Source organism: Aeromonas sp. S15(2024) (assembly GCF_041402265.1).
Taxonomy (GTDB): domain Bacteria; phylum Pseudomonadota; class Gammaproteobacteria; order Enterobacterales; family Aeromonadaceae; genus Aeromonas; species Aeromonas dhakensis.
Map to the genome: position 1 here is coordinate 103,423 of NZ_JBGLQY010000011.1, position 14,266 is coordinate 117,688.

Consider the following 14,266-nt stretch of genomic DNA (forward strand, 5'->3'; position numbering starts at 1 on the left):
TGATCCATCAGTGACGGAAGTGGCGCATGTTGGTGAACAGCATGCACATGCCGTGTTCGTCGGCGGCGTCGATCACCTCCTGATCGCGCATCGAGCCACCGGGCTGGATGACGCAGGAGATACCGGCGGCGGCCGCGGCGTCGATGCCGTCGCGGAACGGGAAGAAGGCGTCGGAGGCCATGACGGAGCCCGCCACGGTCAGCCCTTCATCCTCGGCCTTGATGCCGGCAATCTTGGCCGAGTAGACGCGGCTCATCTGGCCGGCGCCGACGCCGATGGTCTGGCCGTCTTTGGCATAGACGATGGCGTTGGATTTGACGAACTTGGCCACTTTCCAGCAGAACAGCAGGTCGTTCAGTTCGGCCTCGGTGGGCTGGCGCTTGCTGACCACGGTCAGATCCCCCAGGGTCACCATGCCAAGGTCGCGCTCCTGCACCAGCAGGCCGCCGTTGACGCGCTTGAAGTCAAAGCCTTGTGCCGGCGCGGTCCATTGGCCGCACTCGAGCAGCCGCACGTTCTGCTTGGCGGCGACCGCGTCGCGAGCCTCCTGGCTCACGGTGGGGGCGATGATCACCTCGACGAACTGACGCTCGACGATGGCCTTGGCGGTGGCGCCATCCAGTTCACGGTTGAAGGCGATGATGCCACCAAAGGCGGAGGTGGGGTCGGTCTGCCAGGCGCGCTCGTAGGCGCTCAGCAGGTCACTGCCGATGGCCACGCCGCACGGGTTGGCGTGCTTGACGATGACACAAGCCGGCTGGTCGAACTCCTTGACGCACTCCAGCGCCGCGTCAGTGTCGGCGATGTTGTTGTAGGAGAGGGCCTTGCCCTGCAGCTGGATGGCGCTTGCCACCGAGCCCGGGGCGGCCTGCTCTTCGGCATAGAAGGCGGCGGCCTGGTGGCTGTTCTCGCCGTAGCGCATGTCCTGCTTCTTGATGAACTGGCTGTTGAAGGTGCGCGGGAAGCGGGACTCCTCGTCACCTTCCTTGTTGTCACCGTAAGAGGGAACCAGGGTGCCGAAGTAGTTGGCGATCATGCCGTCGTAGGCGGCGGTGTGTTCGAAGGCGGCAATGGCCAGATCGAAGCGGGTGGCCAGTTTCAGGCTGTTGCCGTTGCCATCCATCTCGCGGATGACGCGGTCATAGTCGGCAGCCTTGACCACGATGGCCACATCTTTGTGGTTCTTGGCGGCGGAGCGAACCATGGTCGGCCCGCCGATGTCGATGTTCTCGACCGCATTGGCCAGGGTGCAATCGGGCTTGGCAACGGTGGCGGCGAAGGGATAGAGGTTGACCACGACCATGTCGATGGGGGAGATGGCGTGCTGGGCCATGATGGCGTCGTCTTGTTCGCGCCGGCCGAGAATGCCGCCGTGGACCTTGGGATGCAGGGTCTTGACCCGGCCGTCCATCATCTCGGGGAATCCGGTGTAGTCGGAGACCTCGGTCACCGGCAGACCCGCCTCGGCCAGCAGCTTGGCAGTACCACCGGTGGAGAGCAGGGCCACGCCGCGCTCGTTGAGTGCCTTGGCAAATTCCACGATGCCAGTCTTGTCAGACACACTCAGCAGTGCACGGCGAATGGGTCGAGCTTGTTCCATCACACTATCGTCCTCAGCATAACGGGGACCGTTCCATGGGAGGCGAGGCTCAACACAGAGAGTCCCCAAATAAATGGAAGTGGGGGATTTCGCAAACCGCTCTCGCCTGAAACCTGCCGCCAGGCAAAAGCGTTTTAGGAAATACCCGCTTGACGCGTCGCTCTCTTGTGGGCGCGTATTCTACACAAAAAATGTGACCCGTGGTGGATTTTTTAAAGTGACAAAGCCTTGTCTGGTGCGGTGTTAAACGTTTTCCGGTGGTTTTTTGTGAAACGTTTGTCTTTTCAGTGTCTTGATGGCAAAAGGGTGGCCGCATCCTCTTTCCCGCTGCCGACTGGCAATCGTCCGGCAAAGGGGCGATAGTGGGTGCCGGTTGTGGTTCTTGACTCATTTGGGAGGGAGAAAGGCATGTATCGGATCGGGGAGCTGGCCAAGGCGTGCGGGGTGAAGGCGGATACTCTGCGCTTTTACGAGAAAAACGGTCTCATCTCGCCGGGCATTCGCAACGAGTCCGGCTATCGCCTCTATGGCGAGCAGGACAAGCGGCGGCTGGAGTTCATCATCCGCGCCAAGTCGGTAGGGTTCTCGCTGGCCGACATCGGCGAGCTGCTGGATCTCGACACCAACAAGGCCAAGGTCACCTGCCAGGAGGTGAAGGCGGTGGCTGACACCAAGCTCGAACAGGTGGAGCAGAAGATCGTCGAACTGACCCGTTTTCGCGACAACCTGCGGGAGCTCTCCAACATCTGCTGCGGTGGCCCGCGCTCGGCGGAGCACTGCGCCATCCTGGAGACGCTGGAATCCGGTGCTCCCTCCCGCCATGAGCATCACGACCATGAGCACTGAGTTGCGCCGGCCCAGGGTATCCGCCTTTCTCGCCCTCTCCCTCGATGGCTTCATTGCGGGAGAGGGGGGCGATCTGGCCTGGCTTGAACCCTACAACGGCGACTCCCAGGAAGAGACTGGCTACGGCGCGCTGATGGCGAGTGTTGATACCCTGCTGATGGGGCGCAACACCTATGACATTGTGAGTGCCTTTCCCGAATGGTTCTATGGTGACAAGCCGGTGGTGGTATTGACCCACAGACCCGCCGCTCCCCGTGAGCATGTCTCCTTTCGGCAGGGGGCGCTGGCACAGGTGCTGGACGAGCTGTGGCAGGCGGGCAGCCGCCACCTCTACCTGGATGGCGGCGAGCTGGTGAGGCAGGGTCTGCAGGGGGCCCTGGTGGACGAGCTGATCCTGTTCTGGGTGCCGGTCACCCTGGGGGGCGGCGTGCCGCTGTTTGCCGGGGCCCTGCCCGGCGGCCTCAACCCCGTCTCCAGCACTCTGCTGCCGAGTGGTCTGGTGCGGGTCGTCTATCGGCCCGAACCCTTGCCGCCCGCCGCGTGAATCCTTGCACCACCCTCAGCTTGCACTCGGCTTCGGGGAGGCGCACAATCGGCGCGTTTTTCGCCACCGGGGGATCCACTTCGGCCAGGCGTTGAACAATCGCTTACTAGAGTCAGTCATCGCAAAGGAGCCGATATGGCCAAGCAGAAGGTGGTCATCGCCACCACAGAGCCCGCTCACGATCATCAGCGCGGGGTTATCCAGGACAATCACCTCAAGGCATTGGTGACCTCCCCCCTGTTCCAGGCAAGGGTTGAGCCCAGCAAGAAGGGCAAGGGCAGTTATCAGCGCAAGGCCAAGCACGGCAAGCGGTGGGAGCCCGGCCAACAGCAGATGATAAGCGTCTGCTGCTGAGCGGGTTTCTGCTTTGGCACCTGTCCACGATCTTGCTGCGAGGCCGTGATCAAGGCTCATGTGCTGCTCGCAATCCTCATGTGTACTTACACACTCCGGTTCCTGCGCTGCTCTTCACCTTGCTGACAGGACCGTGAACAGGTTCTTGGAACCAAAACAGTCAGGGCGCCAATGGCGCCCTGACTGTTTCTCTATTCGCTGGTGCTGATTCACTCGTCCATAAAGAGCTCGAGCAGCACGTTGAGATAGCGATGGCCGAGGGGGGTGAGCTGCCAGCTGTCGCCGAGATCCTCGATAAGCTCCTTGCTTTGGGCGATGGTCAGCATGGTTTCTACCCGCTCCAATTCAAGGCCGGTGTAGGCCTCGAACTCCGCCTTGGGGGCCGGTTCAAACAATCTGAACCGGTTCATGAAGTACTCGAGCGGCAGATCGTCCGCGCTCACCTGCCACTGCTCGTCCAGATAGGGGCGGCTCGGGTCCAGATATCCCTTGGGATGCTTCACCTTGGCGGTGCGCAGGATCTGCTGGTTGGCGAGATCCGTCACCTTGCCGTGGGCGCCGCAGCCGATCCCCAGATAGTCGCCGAAGCGCCAGTAGTTGAGATTGTGGCGGCACTGGTAGCCCGCCTTGGCATAGGCCGAGATCTCGTACTGCTGATAGCCCTTGGCGGTCAGCATGGCGTGCCCCTGCTCGTAGATGTCCCACAGGGTGTCATCTTCCGGCAGTTTGGGCGGCTTGGAGGCAAACGCCGTGTTCGGCTCTATGGTGAGCTGATACCAGGAGAGGTGCGGCGGCGCGCAGTCGATGGCCTGCTGCAGGTCGTAGAGGGCATCGTCCAGACTCTGATCCGGCAGGCCGTGCATCAGATCCAGGTTGAAGGTGGGCAGTGCGATGGCGTGGGCCAGTTCGGCGGCCTTGCGCGCTTCCTCGGGGCCGTGGATGCGGCCGAGGCGGGTCAACTTCTCCTGCTGGAAGCTCTGTACCCCGATGGAGATGCGGTTGATGCCGGCCCGCTGGAAGCCAGCGAACTTGTCCGCCTCCACCGTGCCCGGGTTGGCCTCCATGGTGATCTCGCAGTCCGCGGTGAGTACGATGCGCGCGCGCACCCCGTCCAGCAGCGCCTGCATGGCCTCCACGGAGAGCAGGCTCGGGGTGCCGCCACCGATAAAGATGGAGGAGAGCGGGCGCCCCTGGGCCCAGTGCAGGTCCTGTTCCAGATCCTCCAGCAGGGCCGCCACATACTCGAGGTGGGGCAGCTCCCCCTTCTGGGCGTGGGAGTTGAAGTCGCAGTAGGGACACTTCTGGACACACCAGGGCACGTGGATATAGAGGGAGAGGGGCGGCAGTTGCAGCATGGGGTTTCCAGTATTCAACAATCAAAAGGGGTCGGGTTGCCCTTGTCGTCGATGACAACGGGCCGGGGCGCCGCGAACGAAACGGGGGCCGACGGCCCCCATTGTAGATGACAACGCGGCGGGAGACAGCGCTTTAGTTGACCGCCGCCAGGGCCGCCTTCAGCTTGGCCAGGGCCTGGCCGCGATGGCTGAGCTGGTTCTTCAGCTCGGCCGGCATCTGGGCCGAGGTGCAGTCGTGGTCGGGGACGAAGAACACGGGATCATAGCCAAAGCCGTGCTGACCGCGGGGCTCGTCGATGATCATCCCTTCCCAGCTCGCCTGGCAGATGAGGGGGGTGGGGTCGTCGGCGTGGCGCATGTAGACCAGCACGCACCAGAAACGGGCGCTTTTCAGGTAATCCGGGGCGCCCTTGAGCTCGGCCAGCAGCTTGTCGATGTTCTCCTTGTCGCTGGCTCCGGCACCGGCAAAGCGGGCGGAGTAGACGCCGGGGCGGCCGTGCAGCAGATCCACTTCCAGGCCGGAGTCGTCGGCAACCGCCGGCAGGCCGGTGACGCGGGCGGCGTGGCGGGCCTTGATGATGGCATTCTCGACGAAGGTGGTGCCGGTCTCGTCGGCATCGGAGACCGCAAACTCGCTCTGTGGGATCACCTGGATCTTCATATCGGCCAGCATGGCGGCCAATTCTTTCACCTTTTTCTGGTTCCCTGTTGCCAGGACAAGCTTGTTCATCGAGCACCTCCGCAAAAATAATCTGCGCATTCTATGCGGGGCTGGCGCCCAGGAAAAGCGCCAATTGCCCTGGATCACCCTCGCCGGGGTCATGGCAAGATGTGGATAAAATGAATGTTTCCTGAGTGGAATAACAGAAGTGATTAAATACCATTTCAATTCATTACTGTGAGTCAGTAGACTCGCGCCCCAATCCATTTCCCCATGCCACGAGGTGACTGATGCCATTGATTCTTCTGCTTGTACTCCTGGTGCTGTTCAGTCCGCTGGCCATCGACATCTACCTGCCCGCCATTCCGCAGATGGCCGAGCAGCTAGGCGCCGAGGTGACCCTGATGCAGGGCACCATTACCTGGTTCCTGTTCAGCATGGGACTGGGGCAACTGTTGGTGGGGCCGCTGGCCGACCGCTACGGCCGCAAGCCCATCGCCCTCGGCGGCGTGCTGCTCTACGGTCTGAGCGCCCTGGGTGCCGGCTTTGCCGCCAGCCTCGGCGAGCTGATGCTGGCGCGGGTGCTGCAGGGCCTCGGAGCCTGTGCCACCTCGGTGGCCGCCTTCTCGGTGGTACGTGACAGCTACGGCCCCAAGAAGAGCGGTCAGATGATCTCCTACCTGAACGGTGCCATCTGTTTCATTCCGGCGCTGGCCCCCCTGCTCGGTGGCTGGCTCACCGCCAAGGCGGGCTGGTCGGCCAACTTCTGGTTTATGGCCGGTTATGCGGTCATCGTCGGTAGCTGGCTGCTGTGGCGGATGCCGGAAACCCGTCCGGAAGAGACCCGCAGCGGCGGCCCGCTCATCAGCTGGTCGCGCTACAGCCCGGTGCTGCGCTCCCCGAGCTTCCTGTTCAACGCGACGCTGTGCATGCTGGCGATGGCGGTGATCCTGGCCTATGTCACCGCGGCGCCGGTGCAACTGATGGTGAGGCTGGGGCTGGACATGAGCGGCTTCAGCTACTGGTTTGCGGCTAACGCGGCGCTCAACATCTTGGCCTGCTTCCTGGCACCCCGTTTCATCGCCAGGGTGGGGCCAAGACGCACCCTGCGCATCGGTCTGCTGGTGCTGCTGCTCTCCGCCATCTCCCTGAGCCTGTCGATGCACATCGATCATCCGCTGGCCATGATGGGCCCGGTGTTCCTCTCCAGCATTGGCTTTGCCATGATCCTGGGCTCTGCCGCCGGCATGGCGCTGGCACCGTTCGGTCACTGCGCCGGTACCGCCGCCGCCCTGCTCGGCCTGTTCCAGATGAGCGGCTCCGGTGCGCTGGTGGGCTTTATCGGCGCGCTGATGCACGATCCGCTGAACCAGCTGGCACTGCACATGTGGCTGTTGCTGCCCCCGCTGCTGGTGCTGATGACCCGCCAGGGCCGGCGCTTGTGTTTGCAATAAATCCTGTGCTCTGATGGGCACACTCAGGGGGCCTTGGGCCCCCTTCTCTTTTGGCAGGCCAAAGGTTCGCCTGCATCTCATGACACAGCTACCCGTGGAGAAAACCGGATGAGCCACACAATCAATGCCGCCCTGGTGGGCTACGGCTTTGCAGGCCAAACCTTTCACGCCCCGTTTCTGACCAGCACGCCCGGGCTCTCCCTCGGCTGGGTGGTGAGCCGGGATGCCGCCAAGGTGCAGAGCGATCTGCCCGGCTGCCGGGTCGGTTCGCTGGCCGAGGTGCTGGCTGATCCGTCGGTCGATCTGGTGGTGATCGCCACCCCTAACGACACCCATGCCCCTATCGCCCGCGAGGCGCTGCTGGCCGGCAAGCATGTGGTGATCGACAAGCCGTTCGCCCTGGATCTGGCCGAGGCGCAGGCGCTGGTCGAGCTGGCGCAGAAGCAGCAGCGACTGCTCAGCATCTTCCACAACCGGCGTTGGGACGGGGACTTTCTCACCGTACGCCGCCTGCTGGCGGAGGGGGTGCTCGGTCAGGTTGCCCAGTTCGAATCCCACTTCGACCGTTATCGCCCCGAGGTGCGTCAGCGCTGGCGCGAGGCGGGTGGCCCGGGCTCCGGCCTCTGGTTTGATCTCGGCCCCCATATCCTCGATCAGTCGCTGCAGCTGTTCGGTCAGCCGGACTGGCTGCAGGCGGATCTGGCCCAGCAGCGCCCCGGTGCCCTGGCGGATGACTACTTCCACGTGGTGCTGGGCTATGGCGAGATGCGGGTCGTGCTGCACGGCAGCTGCCTGGTGTCGGCCACCATGCCGCGTTTCGTCATCCACGGCAGCGAGGGCTCCTTCATCAAGTTCGGCATGGATGTGCAGGAAGAGCAGCTCAAGCTCGGCAAGCGGCCGCCGGCGGCAGACTGGGGGGTGGACAACGAACCCGGCCAGCTCAGCCGGATCCGCGATGGTCAGCTGCAGCAGCAGAGCGTGGCCGGCGAGGCGGGGGATTACGGCGCCTACTATCGCGGCGTCTGCGCCGCCATCCGTGGGGAGGGGGAGAACCCGGTGCCGGCCGGCGAGGCGTTGGCGGTGATGGCGCTGTTGGACCTGGCCCGCGACAGCGCTCGCGAGGGTAAGCGGCTGGCTTGTCAGATCCTGTCTGACTGAGGCGGGGTCTGTGCGTGATGGCCGGCACCATGCAATAGCTGTTTATTGCCAGCCATCACGGGGCCTGTGGCGTTTTATTGTACGAATTCACGCCGTTTACAGTGTTTTGTATTAATGTTTGTCGCTGTAGTAGTTCTTTTCATCCAGCCAACGAGAAAATATCATTGTGATACTCGTTTTCATTGGGCGCGTATGGGGATATATTTCGCGCGCCTCTTGGCTCCCGGCATATGGGTTTTTCACCGGGTGAAAGGACGCACTGTGATGGTTGTACCAACCATCTCTCCATATTTTTCTGAGGGTATGCACATGAACAAAGTACTGGTAGCCGGTATCCTGGGTCTGATGTTGACCGCTTGTGGTCAGAAAGAAGAAGCCGCCGCACCGGCCGCTACTCCGGCCGCCGACGTTGCTGCAACTGTTGAGAAAGCCGCTAGCGAAGCCACCTCTACCGTAGAGAAGGCTGCTTCCGAAGCGACTGCAACCGTTGAGAAGGCTGCCGCTGACGTAGCCACCAAGGCAGAAGCCGCAGTGAGCGATGCCAAGGCCAACTAAGCCTGCACCTCATCTGAAGAACGGGCCCGAAGGTGACTTCGGACCCGTTTTTTTATGTCCGTTCCCCGTCTTTGACGGGGTCTTCGCCGGCAAGAGAACCAGCTAGAGCGCCGGATTGAGACGGGAGGTGAGGATGTGATCCTCCCAGCGGCCGTTGATCATCAGGTACTCTTTGGCGTACCCCTCCCGCTCGAAACCGAGCCGCTCGAGCAGGGCGCCGCTGCGCTGATTGGCCGGCATGTAGCTGGCCATGATGCGGTGCAGACCGTGCTCCCGGAACAGGTAGTCGATGCCGGCCCCGACGATTTCCTGCATCAGCCCTTGTCCCTGGTGGGCCTGGTCGATGGCGTAACCCAGGTGGCAGGCCTTGAAGGCACCCATCAGGATGTTGGTGAAGTTGCAGGTGGCGATCACCTGCTCGCCATCCGGCTCGAGCGCTACCAGGTGCACCCCGCTGCCGTTGAAGAACTGGCCGTAGCTGTCGCGCAGCCGGCCGTGCCAGTGGCTCAGGGTATAGAAGCTCTCGTCCCGGCTGGGCTCCCAGGGGGTGAGGTGAGCGCGGTTGCGCAGATAGAAATCCAGCATCAGATCGGCCCGCTCGGGAGGCAGTACGGTGAGTCGGCTGCGGGCCGTGCACAGGTGTGGCAGTGCCATCAGTGATCCCTCTGCCCAAGCCACTCGTCGCGCAGCAGACTGTAGTGAACGTGATCCACGACTCTGTCGGCCAGCCGCTCGGCACGGCGGGTGATCCCCTCCTGCTGCATGCCGAGGTGCTCGCAGACGGACCGGCTGGGCTCGTTGTCGATGGCGGCACTGATCTCCACCTTCTCCATCCCCATCTCCTCGAAGGCGTGATGGATCAGGGCCTGGCAGGCGCGGGTGATGATGCCGTTGCCCTGCCAGCGCTCGGCCAGCCAGTAGCCGATGCTGACCTTGGCCAGCGCCTTGTCGATCTGATTGTAACCGATGACGCCAACCACTTCTCCCTGATACTCGATGGCGGTGGTCAGCCCCTCGCCACGGGCGAATTTCTCGATGGCGTGGCGGATGAAGGTGGCGCTGTCGGCGGGTTGCTGAATGTAGGGCGGCCAGGGCAGCCACTGGGTCAGGTAGTCACGATTCTCCCGACACAGGGCAAAGAGTTCGCTGGCCATGTCGGGCTGCAGGAACAGCAGCGCCAGCTCGTCATCCAGTTGCCATGAAAACATCCGCACCTCCCGTTGCCGCAGGGGCCCGCAATGGGCCGTAGAACCGCCAATGTAGCCAATCAACCCCTTGTTAGCCAAGGACTTTCAGCCGTTATCAAGGCTGCGCTATCCCCATATGGAGGGGCGGCTCCGACCGTCATTGGGGGGCCTTGTCATTGTTCGGCCTTTCCTGGTGTTATTCGCCATTTTTTCGGCTCTTTACGCTACCAAAAACAGGCAACAGTAGATTCTGCTATGGATTCATGCTGGGCTGTCACATCTGACAGGCAGCAATTCCGATCGCGCCAACTAGTGTAGGAGCGCTGGGCAACGGACCCGGCGTGTAATCTTCATCGACTTAAGGAAAAGACGGATGAACAAAGTCTATTTGGCCGTGGTATTGGCCTGCTGGGGAAGCGCAGCCTTGGCTGCAGAACAGGTTGACGTACATCAGGTTGCCGGCATTCAGGGAGCACCGAGCGGTGCCGCCGGCGTCAGCGCGCTGGCCGGGGATGGCGAGTTCCGCCAGGTGCGGGCAGTCAAGCTGCCCAACGGCCAGCAGCGGGTGCGCTATGAGCAGACCTGGCACGGTATCCCGGTCTGGGGTCAGGTGCTGGTGGCCGAGCAGTCCCTCGGTGGCCAGATCAGCCAGGTCTCCGGTCAGATCCTGCGCCAGATCGATGCCGATCTGGCCAGCCCGACCGCGGCCCTGTCGCCGGCCGATGCCGCCAGCAAGGCGCGGGCCGGGGCCAAGGGCAGCAACGAGCGGGTCAAGCTGTTCGTGATGCAGGATGACGCGGGTCAGGCCAAGCTGGTCTATCTGGTCTCCTGGCTGGCGGCGAGCGAAGAGCCGAGCCGTCCCTTCGTGATGATCGATGCCCAGACCGGCAACGAGCTCAAGCGCTGGGAAGGGATCAACCACAAGGATGCCACCGGCCCGGGCGGCAACATCAAGACCGGCAAATACTTCTACGGCTCCGACTTCGGCCCGCTGCAGGTGGATGACAACTGCCGCATGACCAGTGCCAACGTTGACACCCTCAACATGAATCACGCCACCACGGGCGGCACCATCCACCAGTTCACCTGCCCGGAGAACACGGTCAAGGAGATCAACGGTGCCTACTCGCCCCTCAACGATGCCCACTACTTCGGCAACGTGGTGTTCGACATGTACCGCAACTGGTACAACACGGCGCCGCTGACCTTCAAGCTGAAGATGCGGGTGCACTACAGCCGCAACTACGAGAACGCCTTCTGGGACGGCAGCCAGATGACCTTCGGTGACGGCGCCACCACCTTCTATCCGCTGGTGAGCCTGGACGTGGCGGCCCACGAGGTGAGCCACGGTTTCACCGAGCAGAACTCGGGGCTGGTTTACTCCGGTCAGTCGGGAGGTATCAACGAGGCCTTCTCCGACATGGCGGGGGAAGCGGCCGAGAACTACATGAAGGGCAGCAACGACTGGCTGGTGGGCGCCCAGATCTTCAAGGGCAACGGCTCCCTGCGCTACTTCGAGGATCCGACCCGGGATGGCCGCTCCATCGGTCACGCCAGCGACTACTATGACGGCATCGACGTGCACCACAGCTCGGGTGTCTACAACCGCGCCTTCTACCTGCTGGCCAACACCAGCGGCTGGAATACCCGCAAGGCCTTCGAAGTGTTCGTGCTGGCCAACCGTCTCTACTGGGGCGCCAACACCACCTTCGATCAGGGCGCCTGTGGCGTGACCAAGGCGGCGACCGATCTCGGTTACAGCGTGACCGACGTGGCGGCCGCCTTTACCACAGTCGGGGTCAATGCCACCTGTGGCGGCACCACTCCGCCCACTGGCAGCGTGCTGCAAAACGGGGTACCGGTGACCGGTCTCTCCGCCGCCAAGGGTGGCAAGCTGAACTTCACCATCGACGTGCCGGCCGGCAAGAGCCAGCTGGTGATCGCCAGCAGCGGTGGTACCGGCGATGCGGACCTCTATGTGAAGTTCGGCAGCGTGCCGACCAGCAGCAGCTATGACTGCCGTCCGTACAAGAGCGGCAACGCCGAGACCTGCACCCTTAACTCGCCCAAGGCGGGGACCTGGAACGTGCAGCTGAGCGCCTACAGCGCCTTCTCGGGAGTAGCCCTCAAGGCCAGTTACTGATCATCAGTGGCCGTTGACAACAGTGAAGCGCCGGACTTGTCCGGCGCTTTTTTTATGCGGGTTTGCCCGCCCAGCGGGCGGCCAGGGTGCGGGCGGCCTCCAGCACCCGCTCCTTGGCGGGGTTGGGGCGCTTGCCGCTGCGCCAGGCCATCATCACGTCCCAGTGATCCGGCGGCAGATCCACCACGTCCAGCTGCACCAGCCGGCCAAATTCCAGATCCCGGGCGATGGCGAGCGCCGGCATCAGGGTGATGAAGCCGTGTTCCAGCGCCAGCTCCCGCGCCGCGCTGGCGGGCTGGATGGCGTGCAGCGGGCTCGCCACCTGGCGCAGCAGGCGCAACTGCAGGATCAGCTCGTCGCAGCCGGTGCCCCACTGCTGGGGCGCCAGCCGCTCGTTGGCTATGTCCTGCAGGGTCAGGCCTTGCCGCCCGGCCAGCGGATGGGTGGCGCAGGCCACCGCTATGATGGGGGAGCGGTAGAGCAGCTCGAGCTGGATGCCGGCGATGGCGGGACACTTGAGGATGAAACCGACGTCGGTCTCGCCGGTCAGCAGCTCCTGCATGATGATGCCGGAGTGATCCGTGTTGCAGCGGATCTCGAAGGTCTCGTCGACCAGTGCCAGCAACAGGGGGCCGAACACCACTGTCGTCAGGGAGGGCAGGCAGGCGAGCCGGATGCGCGGCAGCGCCGGTGCCCCCTGCATGGCCAGCCGGCCCCCTTCCAGCGCGCTGAGGGCCGCGCTCGCCGCGGGCAGGAACTGCTCGCAGGCAGGGGTGGGGGTGGCACCGCGCCGGTGGCGGCGAAACAGGGGCTGGCCCAGCTCCTGTTCCAGCACGGCGATCCGCTGGCTCACCATGGGTTGCGACCAGCCGCGCACGGCCGCCGCCTTGCTGAAACTGCCGCGATTGACCACATCCAGCAGCAACTGCAGATCGTCGAGGGTCATAGCCATAAGATAATCCAATATGAAATATAGCCAGTTGTCGGCTACCACTATATCTGGCGTCCTTCCAGAATAGCAGTATCAATCGTTGTGCTTTGGCATATTGCCACACCGGCTCAGGGGCTTGCAGCACCTTGAGTCCGTTTGGTGACGGCGTCATTCGGGCGACGAGCAGTAATCGATATGAATGTCATCAGAGCAGCAGGGGACGGGTAGTCATGGTGGATCGGGCGAGGCGGTTGGGGCGGTGGTTTTTGGCGTTGGATTCCCTCTTGGTGATCCTGGGGTTCTTCGTGGTGATGCCCATGATCAGCCTGCGCTTCGTGGATCAGCTCGGCTGGGCGGCCGGGGTGGTCGGCCTGGCGCTGGGGTTGCGTCAGCTGACCCAGCAGGGGCTGGGCATTCTGGGGGGGTCACTGGCGGACAAGTTCGGGGCGCGCCCGCTCATCGTGGGCGGTATGCTGCTGCGGGCGGCGGGTTTTGCCAGCCTGGCCTATGCCCAGAGCGGGCTGGAGCTGATCCTCTCCTGCATCATCTCGGGGCTCGGCGGCTGCCTGTTCGACCCTCCCCGGGCGGCGCTGGTGATCAAGTTCACCCGGCCGCGGGAGCGGGGTCGTTATATCTCGTTGCTAATGATGCTGGAGAGCGCCGGCGCCGTGGTGGGGGCCTTGCTAGGCAGCTGGCTGCTCAACTTCGATTTCGAATACGTCTGTCTGCTGGGGGCCGGCCTGTTTGTCTGCGCCGCCCTGTGCAACCTGCTGATCCTGCCCGCCTACAAGCTCTCGGTGCGGCCGACCCCGATCCGCGCCGGTCTCGGCCAGGTGCTGGCCGACAAGGCATTCTGCCGGCTGGTACTGATCCTGAGCGGCTACTACGCGCTCTGGGTGCAGGTGATGCTGATCTTCCCCATCCTGGTCAAGCAGATGGCGGGCAGTACCACGGCGGTGGGCTGGATGTATACCCTGGAGACCGCCATCTCGCTGGCGCTGCTCTATCCGCTGGCGCGCTATGGCGAGCGGCGCTTCAAGCTGGAGAGCCGGCTGATGGCCGGGGTACTGCTGATGACCACCGGCATCGGGCTGGTGGCCTTTGCCAACACCCTGCCTGCGGTGTTCATGCTGCTGGCCTGCTTCTATCTGGGGATCGTCATCGCCGAGCCGGCGCGGGAGACCCTGATGACCAAGCTGGCGCAGCCGGGAGCGCGCGGCAGCTACATGGGCTTCAGCCGGCTGGGGCTGGCACTGGGAGGCATGACGGGGTACGTGGGGGGCGGCGCCCTGCATGACTACGCCCTGGCTCAGGGGCAGCCCTGGTTGCCCTGGCTGGTGCTGGGCACAGTGGGTGTGACCACTTTGCTGCTGCTGGCCAATTGCTTTCATCGCGAGTCGAGTCTGGCGCGGGTCAACGTCTGAACGGGCATAAAAAAACCGGCCGCAGGCGGCCGGTAAAAAATACAGTAGGCTACA

Annotated in this window: 14 protein-coding genes; 8 read left to right on the forward strand and 6 right to left on the reverse strand. The window is 63.4% G+C overall.

What is annotated here, in order from left to right; genetic code table 11:
* Positions 1-7 precede the first annotated feature (7 nt).
* Complete coding sequence (gene purH, locus ACB033_RS18875) at positions 8-1,600, reverse strand: bifunctional phosphoribosylaminoimidazolecarboxamide formyltransferase/IMP cyclohydrolase (RefSeq protein ID WP_139725094.1); 1,593 nt, start codon at positions 1,598-1,600, stop codon at positions 8-10.
* 408 nt (positions 1,601-2,008) lie between these two features.
* On the opposite strand from purH, the gene zntR reads away from it, so the two are divergent.
* From zntR to ACB033_RS18890, 3 genes are all read left to right on the forward strand, one after another.
* Positions 2,009-2,446 (forward strand): Zn(2+)-responsive transcriptional regulator, encoded by a 438-nt coding sequence (gene zntR / locus ACB033_RS18880; protein ID WP_005309469.1) that lies wholly within the window; start codon positions 2,009-2,011, stop codon positions 2,444-2,446.
* Complete coding sequence (locus tag ACB033_RS18885; protein WP_139725093.1) at positions 2,436-2,990, forward strand: dihydrofolate reductase family protein; 555 nt, start codon at positions 2,436-2,438, stop codon at positions 2,988-2,990. Before zntR ends, ACB033_RS18885 begins: the two co-directional genes overlap by 11 nt.
* Positions 2,991-3,125: 135 nt before the next feature.
* Positions 3,126-3,344, forward strand: a complete 219-nt coding sequence (locus ACB033_RS18890) for an alternative ribosome-rescue factor A (RefSeq protein ID WP_139725092.1) — start codon at positions 3,126-3,128, stop codon at positions 3,342-3,344.
* Positions 3,345-3,553: 209 nt separating this feature from the next.
* On the opposite strand, the gene hemW is transcribed toward ACB033_RS18890, so the two are convergent.
* Both hemW and rdgB read right to left on the reverse strand, forming a co-directional pair.
* Positions 3,554-4,699, reverse strand: coding sequence for a radical SAM family heme chaperone HemW (hemW, locus tag ACB033_RS18895; RefSeq protein ID WP_324043934.1), 1,146 nt, complete (start codon positions 4,697-4,699; stop codon positions 3,554-3,556).
* Positions 4,700-4,832: 133 nt separating this feature from the next.
* The gene (rdgB, locus tag ACB033_RS18900) at positions 4,833-5,429 is read right to left on the reverse strand and encodes an RdgB/HAM1 family non-canonical purine NTP pyrophosphatase (protein WP_139725090.1); all 597 of its coding nucleotides are present in this window, start codon (positions 5,427-5,429) and stop codon (positions 4,833-4,835) included.
* Positions 5,430-5,650: 221 nt separating this feature from the next.
* Here rdgB and ACB033_RS18905 point away from each other — a divergent pair, with 221 nt between their 5' ends.
* The 3 genes from ACB033_RS18905 to ACB033_RS18915 all read left to right on the forward strand — a co-directional run bounded on the left by ACB033_RS18905 (position 5,651) and on the right by ACB033_RS18915 (position 8,527).
* Positions 5,651-6,814 carry a multidrug effflux MFS transporter gene (locus ACB033_RS18905; RefSeq protein ID WP_042008841.1) on the forward strand — a complete coding sequence of 388 codons (1,164 nt, stop codon included), beginning with the start codon at positions 5,651-5,653 and terminating at the stop codon, positions 6,812-6,814.
* Between the two features lie 108 nt (positions 6,815-6,922).
* Entirely contained in the window at positions 6,923-7,972 is a 1,050-nt protein-coding gene (locus ACB033_RS18910; protein ID WP_139725089.1) for an oxidoreductase, read from the forward strand.
* Between the two features lie 309 nt (positions 7,973-8,281).
* Entirely contained in the window at positions 8,282-8,527 is a 246-nt protein-coding gene (locus ACB033_RS18915) for a hypothetical protein (protein WP_005309486.1), read from the forward strand.
* 102 nt (positions 8,528-8,629) lie between these two features.
* Here the strand turns inward: ACB033_RS18915 and rimJ are convergent, their stop codons facing one another.
* Positions 8,630-9,181 carry a ribosomal protein S5-alanine N-acetyltransferase gene (gene rimJ / locus ACB033_RS18920; protein ID WP_017786489.1) on the reverse strand — a complete coding sequence of 184 codons (552 nt, stop codon included), beginning with the start codon at positions 9,179-9,181 and terminating at the stop codon, positions 8,630-8,632.
* Positions 9,181-9,735 (reverse strand): GNAT family N-acetyltransferase, encoded by a 555-nt coding sequence (locus ACB033_RS18925; protein ID WP_139725088.1) that lies wholly within the window; start codon positions 9,733-9,735, stop codon positions 9,181-9,183. Before ACB033_RS18925 ends, rimJ begins: the two co-directional genes overlap by 1 nt.
* A gap of 352 nt (positions 9,736-10,087) precedes the next feature.
* Here ACB033_RS18925 and ACB033_RS18930 point away from each other — a divergent pair, with 352 nt between their 5' ends.
* Positions 10,088-11,857, forward strand: a complete 1,770-nt coding sequence (locus ACB033_RS18930) for a M4 family metallopeptidase (protein ID WP_054544166.1) — start codon at positions 10,088-10,090, stop codon at positions 11,855-11,857.
* 52 nt (positions 11,858-11,909) lie between these two features.
* Here ACB033_RS18930 and ACB033_RS18935 read toward each other — a convergent pair whose 3' ends face one another.
* Entirely contained in the window at positions 11,910-12,809 is a 900-nt protein-coding gene (locus tag ACB033_RS18935; protein WP_054544167.1) for a LysR family transcriptional regulator, read from the reverse strand.
* 209 nt (positions 12,810-13,018) lie between these two features.
* Here ACB033_RS18935 and mdtH point away from each other — a divergent pair, with 209 nt between their 5' ends.
* Positions 13,019-14,212: a multidrug efflux MFS transporter MdtH gene (gene mdtH, locus ACB033_RS18940; RefSeq protein ID WP_139725087.1), complete on the forward strand. Its 1,194-nt coding sequence runs from the start codon at positions 13,019-13,021 to the stop codon at positions 14,210-14,212.
* Positions 14,213-14,266 lie beyond the last annotated feature (54 nt).

What these genes read in the sequence shown, in the direction of transcription:
- mdtH (WP_139725087.1), top strand. Translation starts at nt 13,019, where the DNA reads ATGGTGGATCGGGCGAGGCGGTTGGGGCGGTGGTTTTTGGCGTTGGAT.
- rimJ (WP_017786489.1), bottom strand. Translation starts at nt 9,181, where the DNA reads ATGGCACTGCCACACCTGTGCACGGCCCGCAGCCGACTCACCGTACTG.
- ACB033_RS18930 (WP_054544166.1), top strand. Translation starts at nt 10,088, where the DNA reads ATGAACAAAGTCTATTTGGCCGTGGTATTGGCCTGCTGGGGAAGCGCA.
- ACB033_RS18915 (WP_005309486.1), top strand. Translation starts at nt 8,282, where the DNA reads ATGAACAAAGTACTGGTAGCCGGTATCCTGGGTCTGATGTTGACCGCT.
- rdgB (WP_139725090.1), bottom strand. Translation starts at nt 5,429, where the DNA reads ATGAACAAGCTTGTCCTGGCAACAGGGAACCAGAAAAAGGTGAAAGAA.
- ACB033_RS18910 (WP_139725089.1), top strand. Translation starts at nt 6,923, where the DNA reads ATGAGCCACACAATCAATGCCGCCCTGGTGGGCTACGGCTTTGCAGGC.
- ACB033_RS18925 (WP_139725088.1), bottom strand. Translation starts at nt 9,735, where the DNA reads ATGTTTTCATGGCAACTGGATGACGAGCTGGCGCTGCTGTTCCTGCAG.
- ACB033_RS18890 (WP_139725092.1), top strand. Translation starts at nt 3,126, where the DNA reads ATGGCCAAGCAGAAGGTGGTCATCGCCACCACAGAGCCCGCTCACGAT.
- ACB033_RS18885 (WP_139725093.1), top strand. Translation starts at nt 2,436, where the DNA reads ATGAGCACTGAGTTGCGCCGGCCCAGGGTATCCGCCTTTCTCGCCCTC.
- zntR (WP_005309469.1), top strand. Translation starts at nt 2,009, where the DNA reads ATGTATCGGATCGGGGAGCTGGCCAAGGCGTGCGGGGTGAAGGCGGAT.
- ACB033_RS18935 (WP_054544167.1), bottom strand. Translation starts at nt 12,809, where the DNA reads ATGGCTATGACCCTCGACGATCTGCAGTTGCTGCTGGATGTGGTCAAT.
- hemW (WP_324043934.1), bottom strand. Translation starts at nt 4,699, where the DNA reads ATGCTGCAACTGCCGCCCCTCTCCCTCTATATCCACGTGCCCTGGTGT.
- ACB033_RS18905 (WP_042008841.1), top strand. Translation starts at nt 5,651, where the DNA reads ATGCCATTGATTCTTCTGCTTGTACTCCTGGTGCTGTTCAGTCCGCTG.
- purH (WP_139725094.1), bottom strand. Translation starts at nt 1,600, where the DNA reads ATGGAACAAGCTCGACCCATTCGCCGTGCACTGCTGAGTGTGTCTGAC.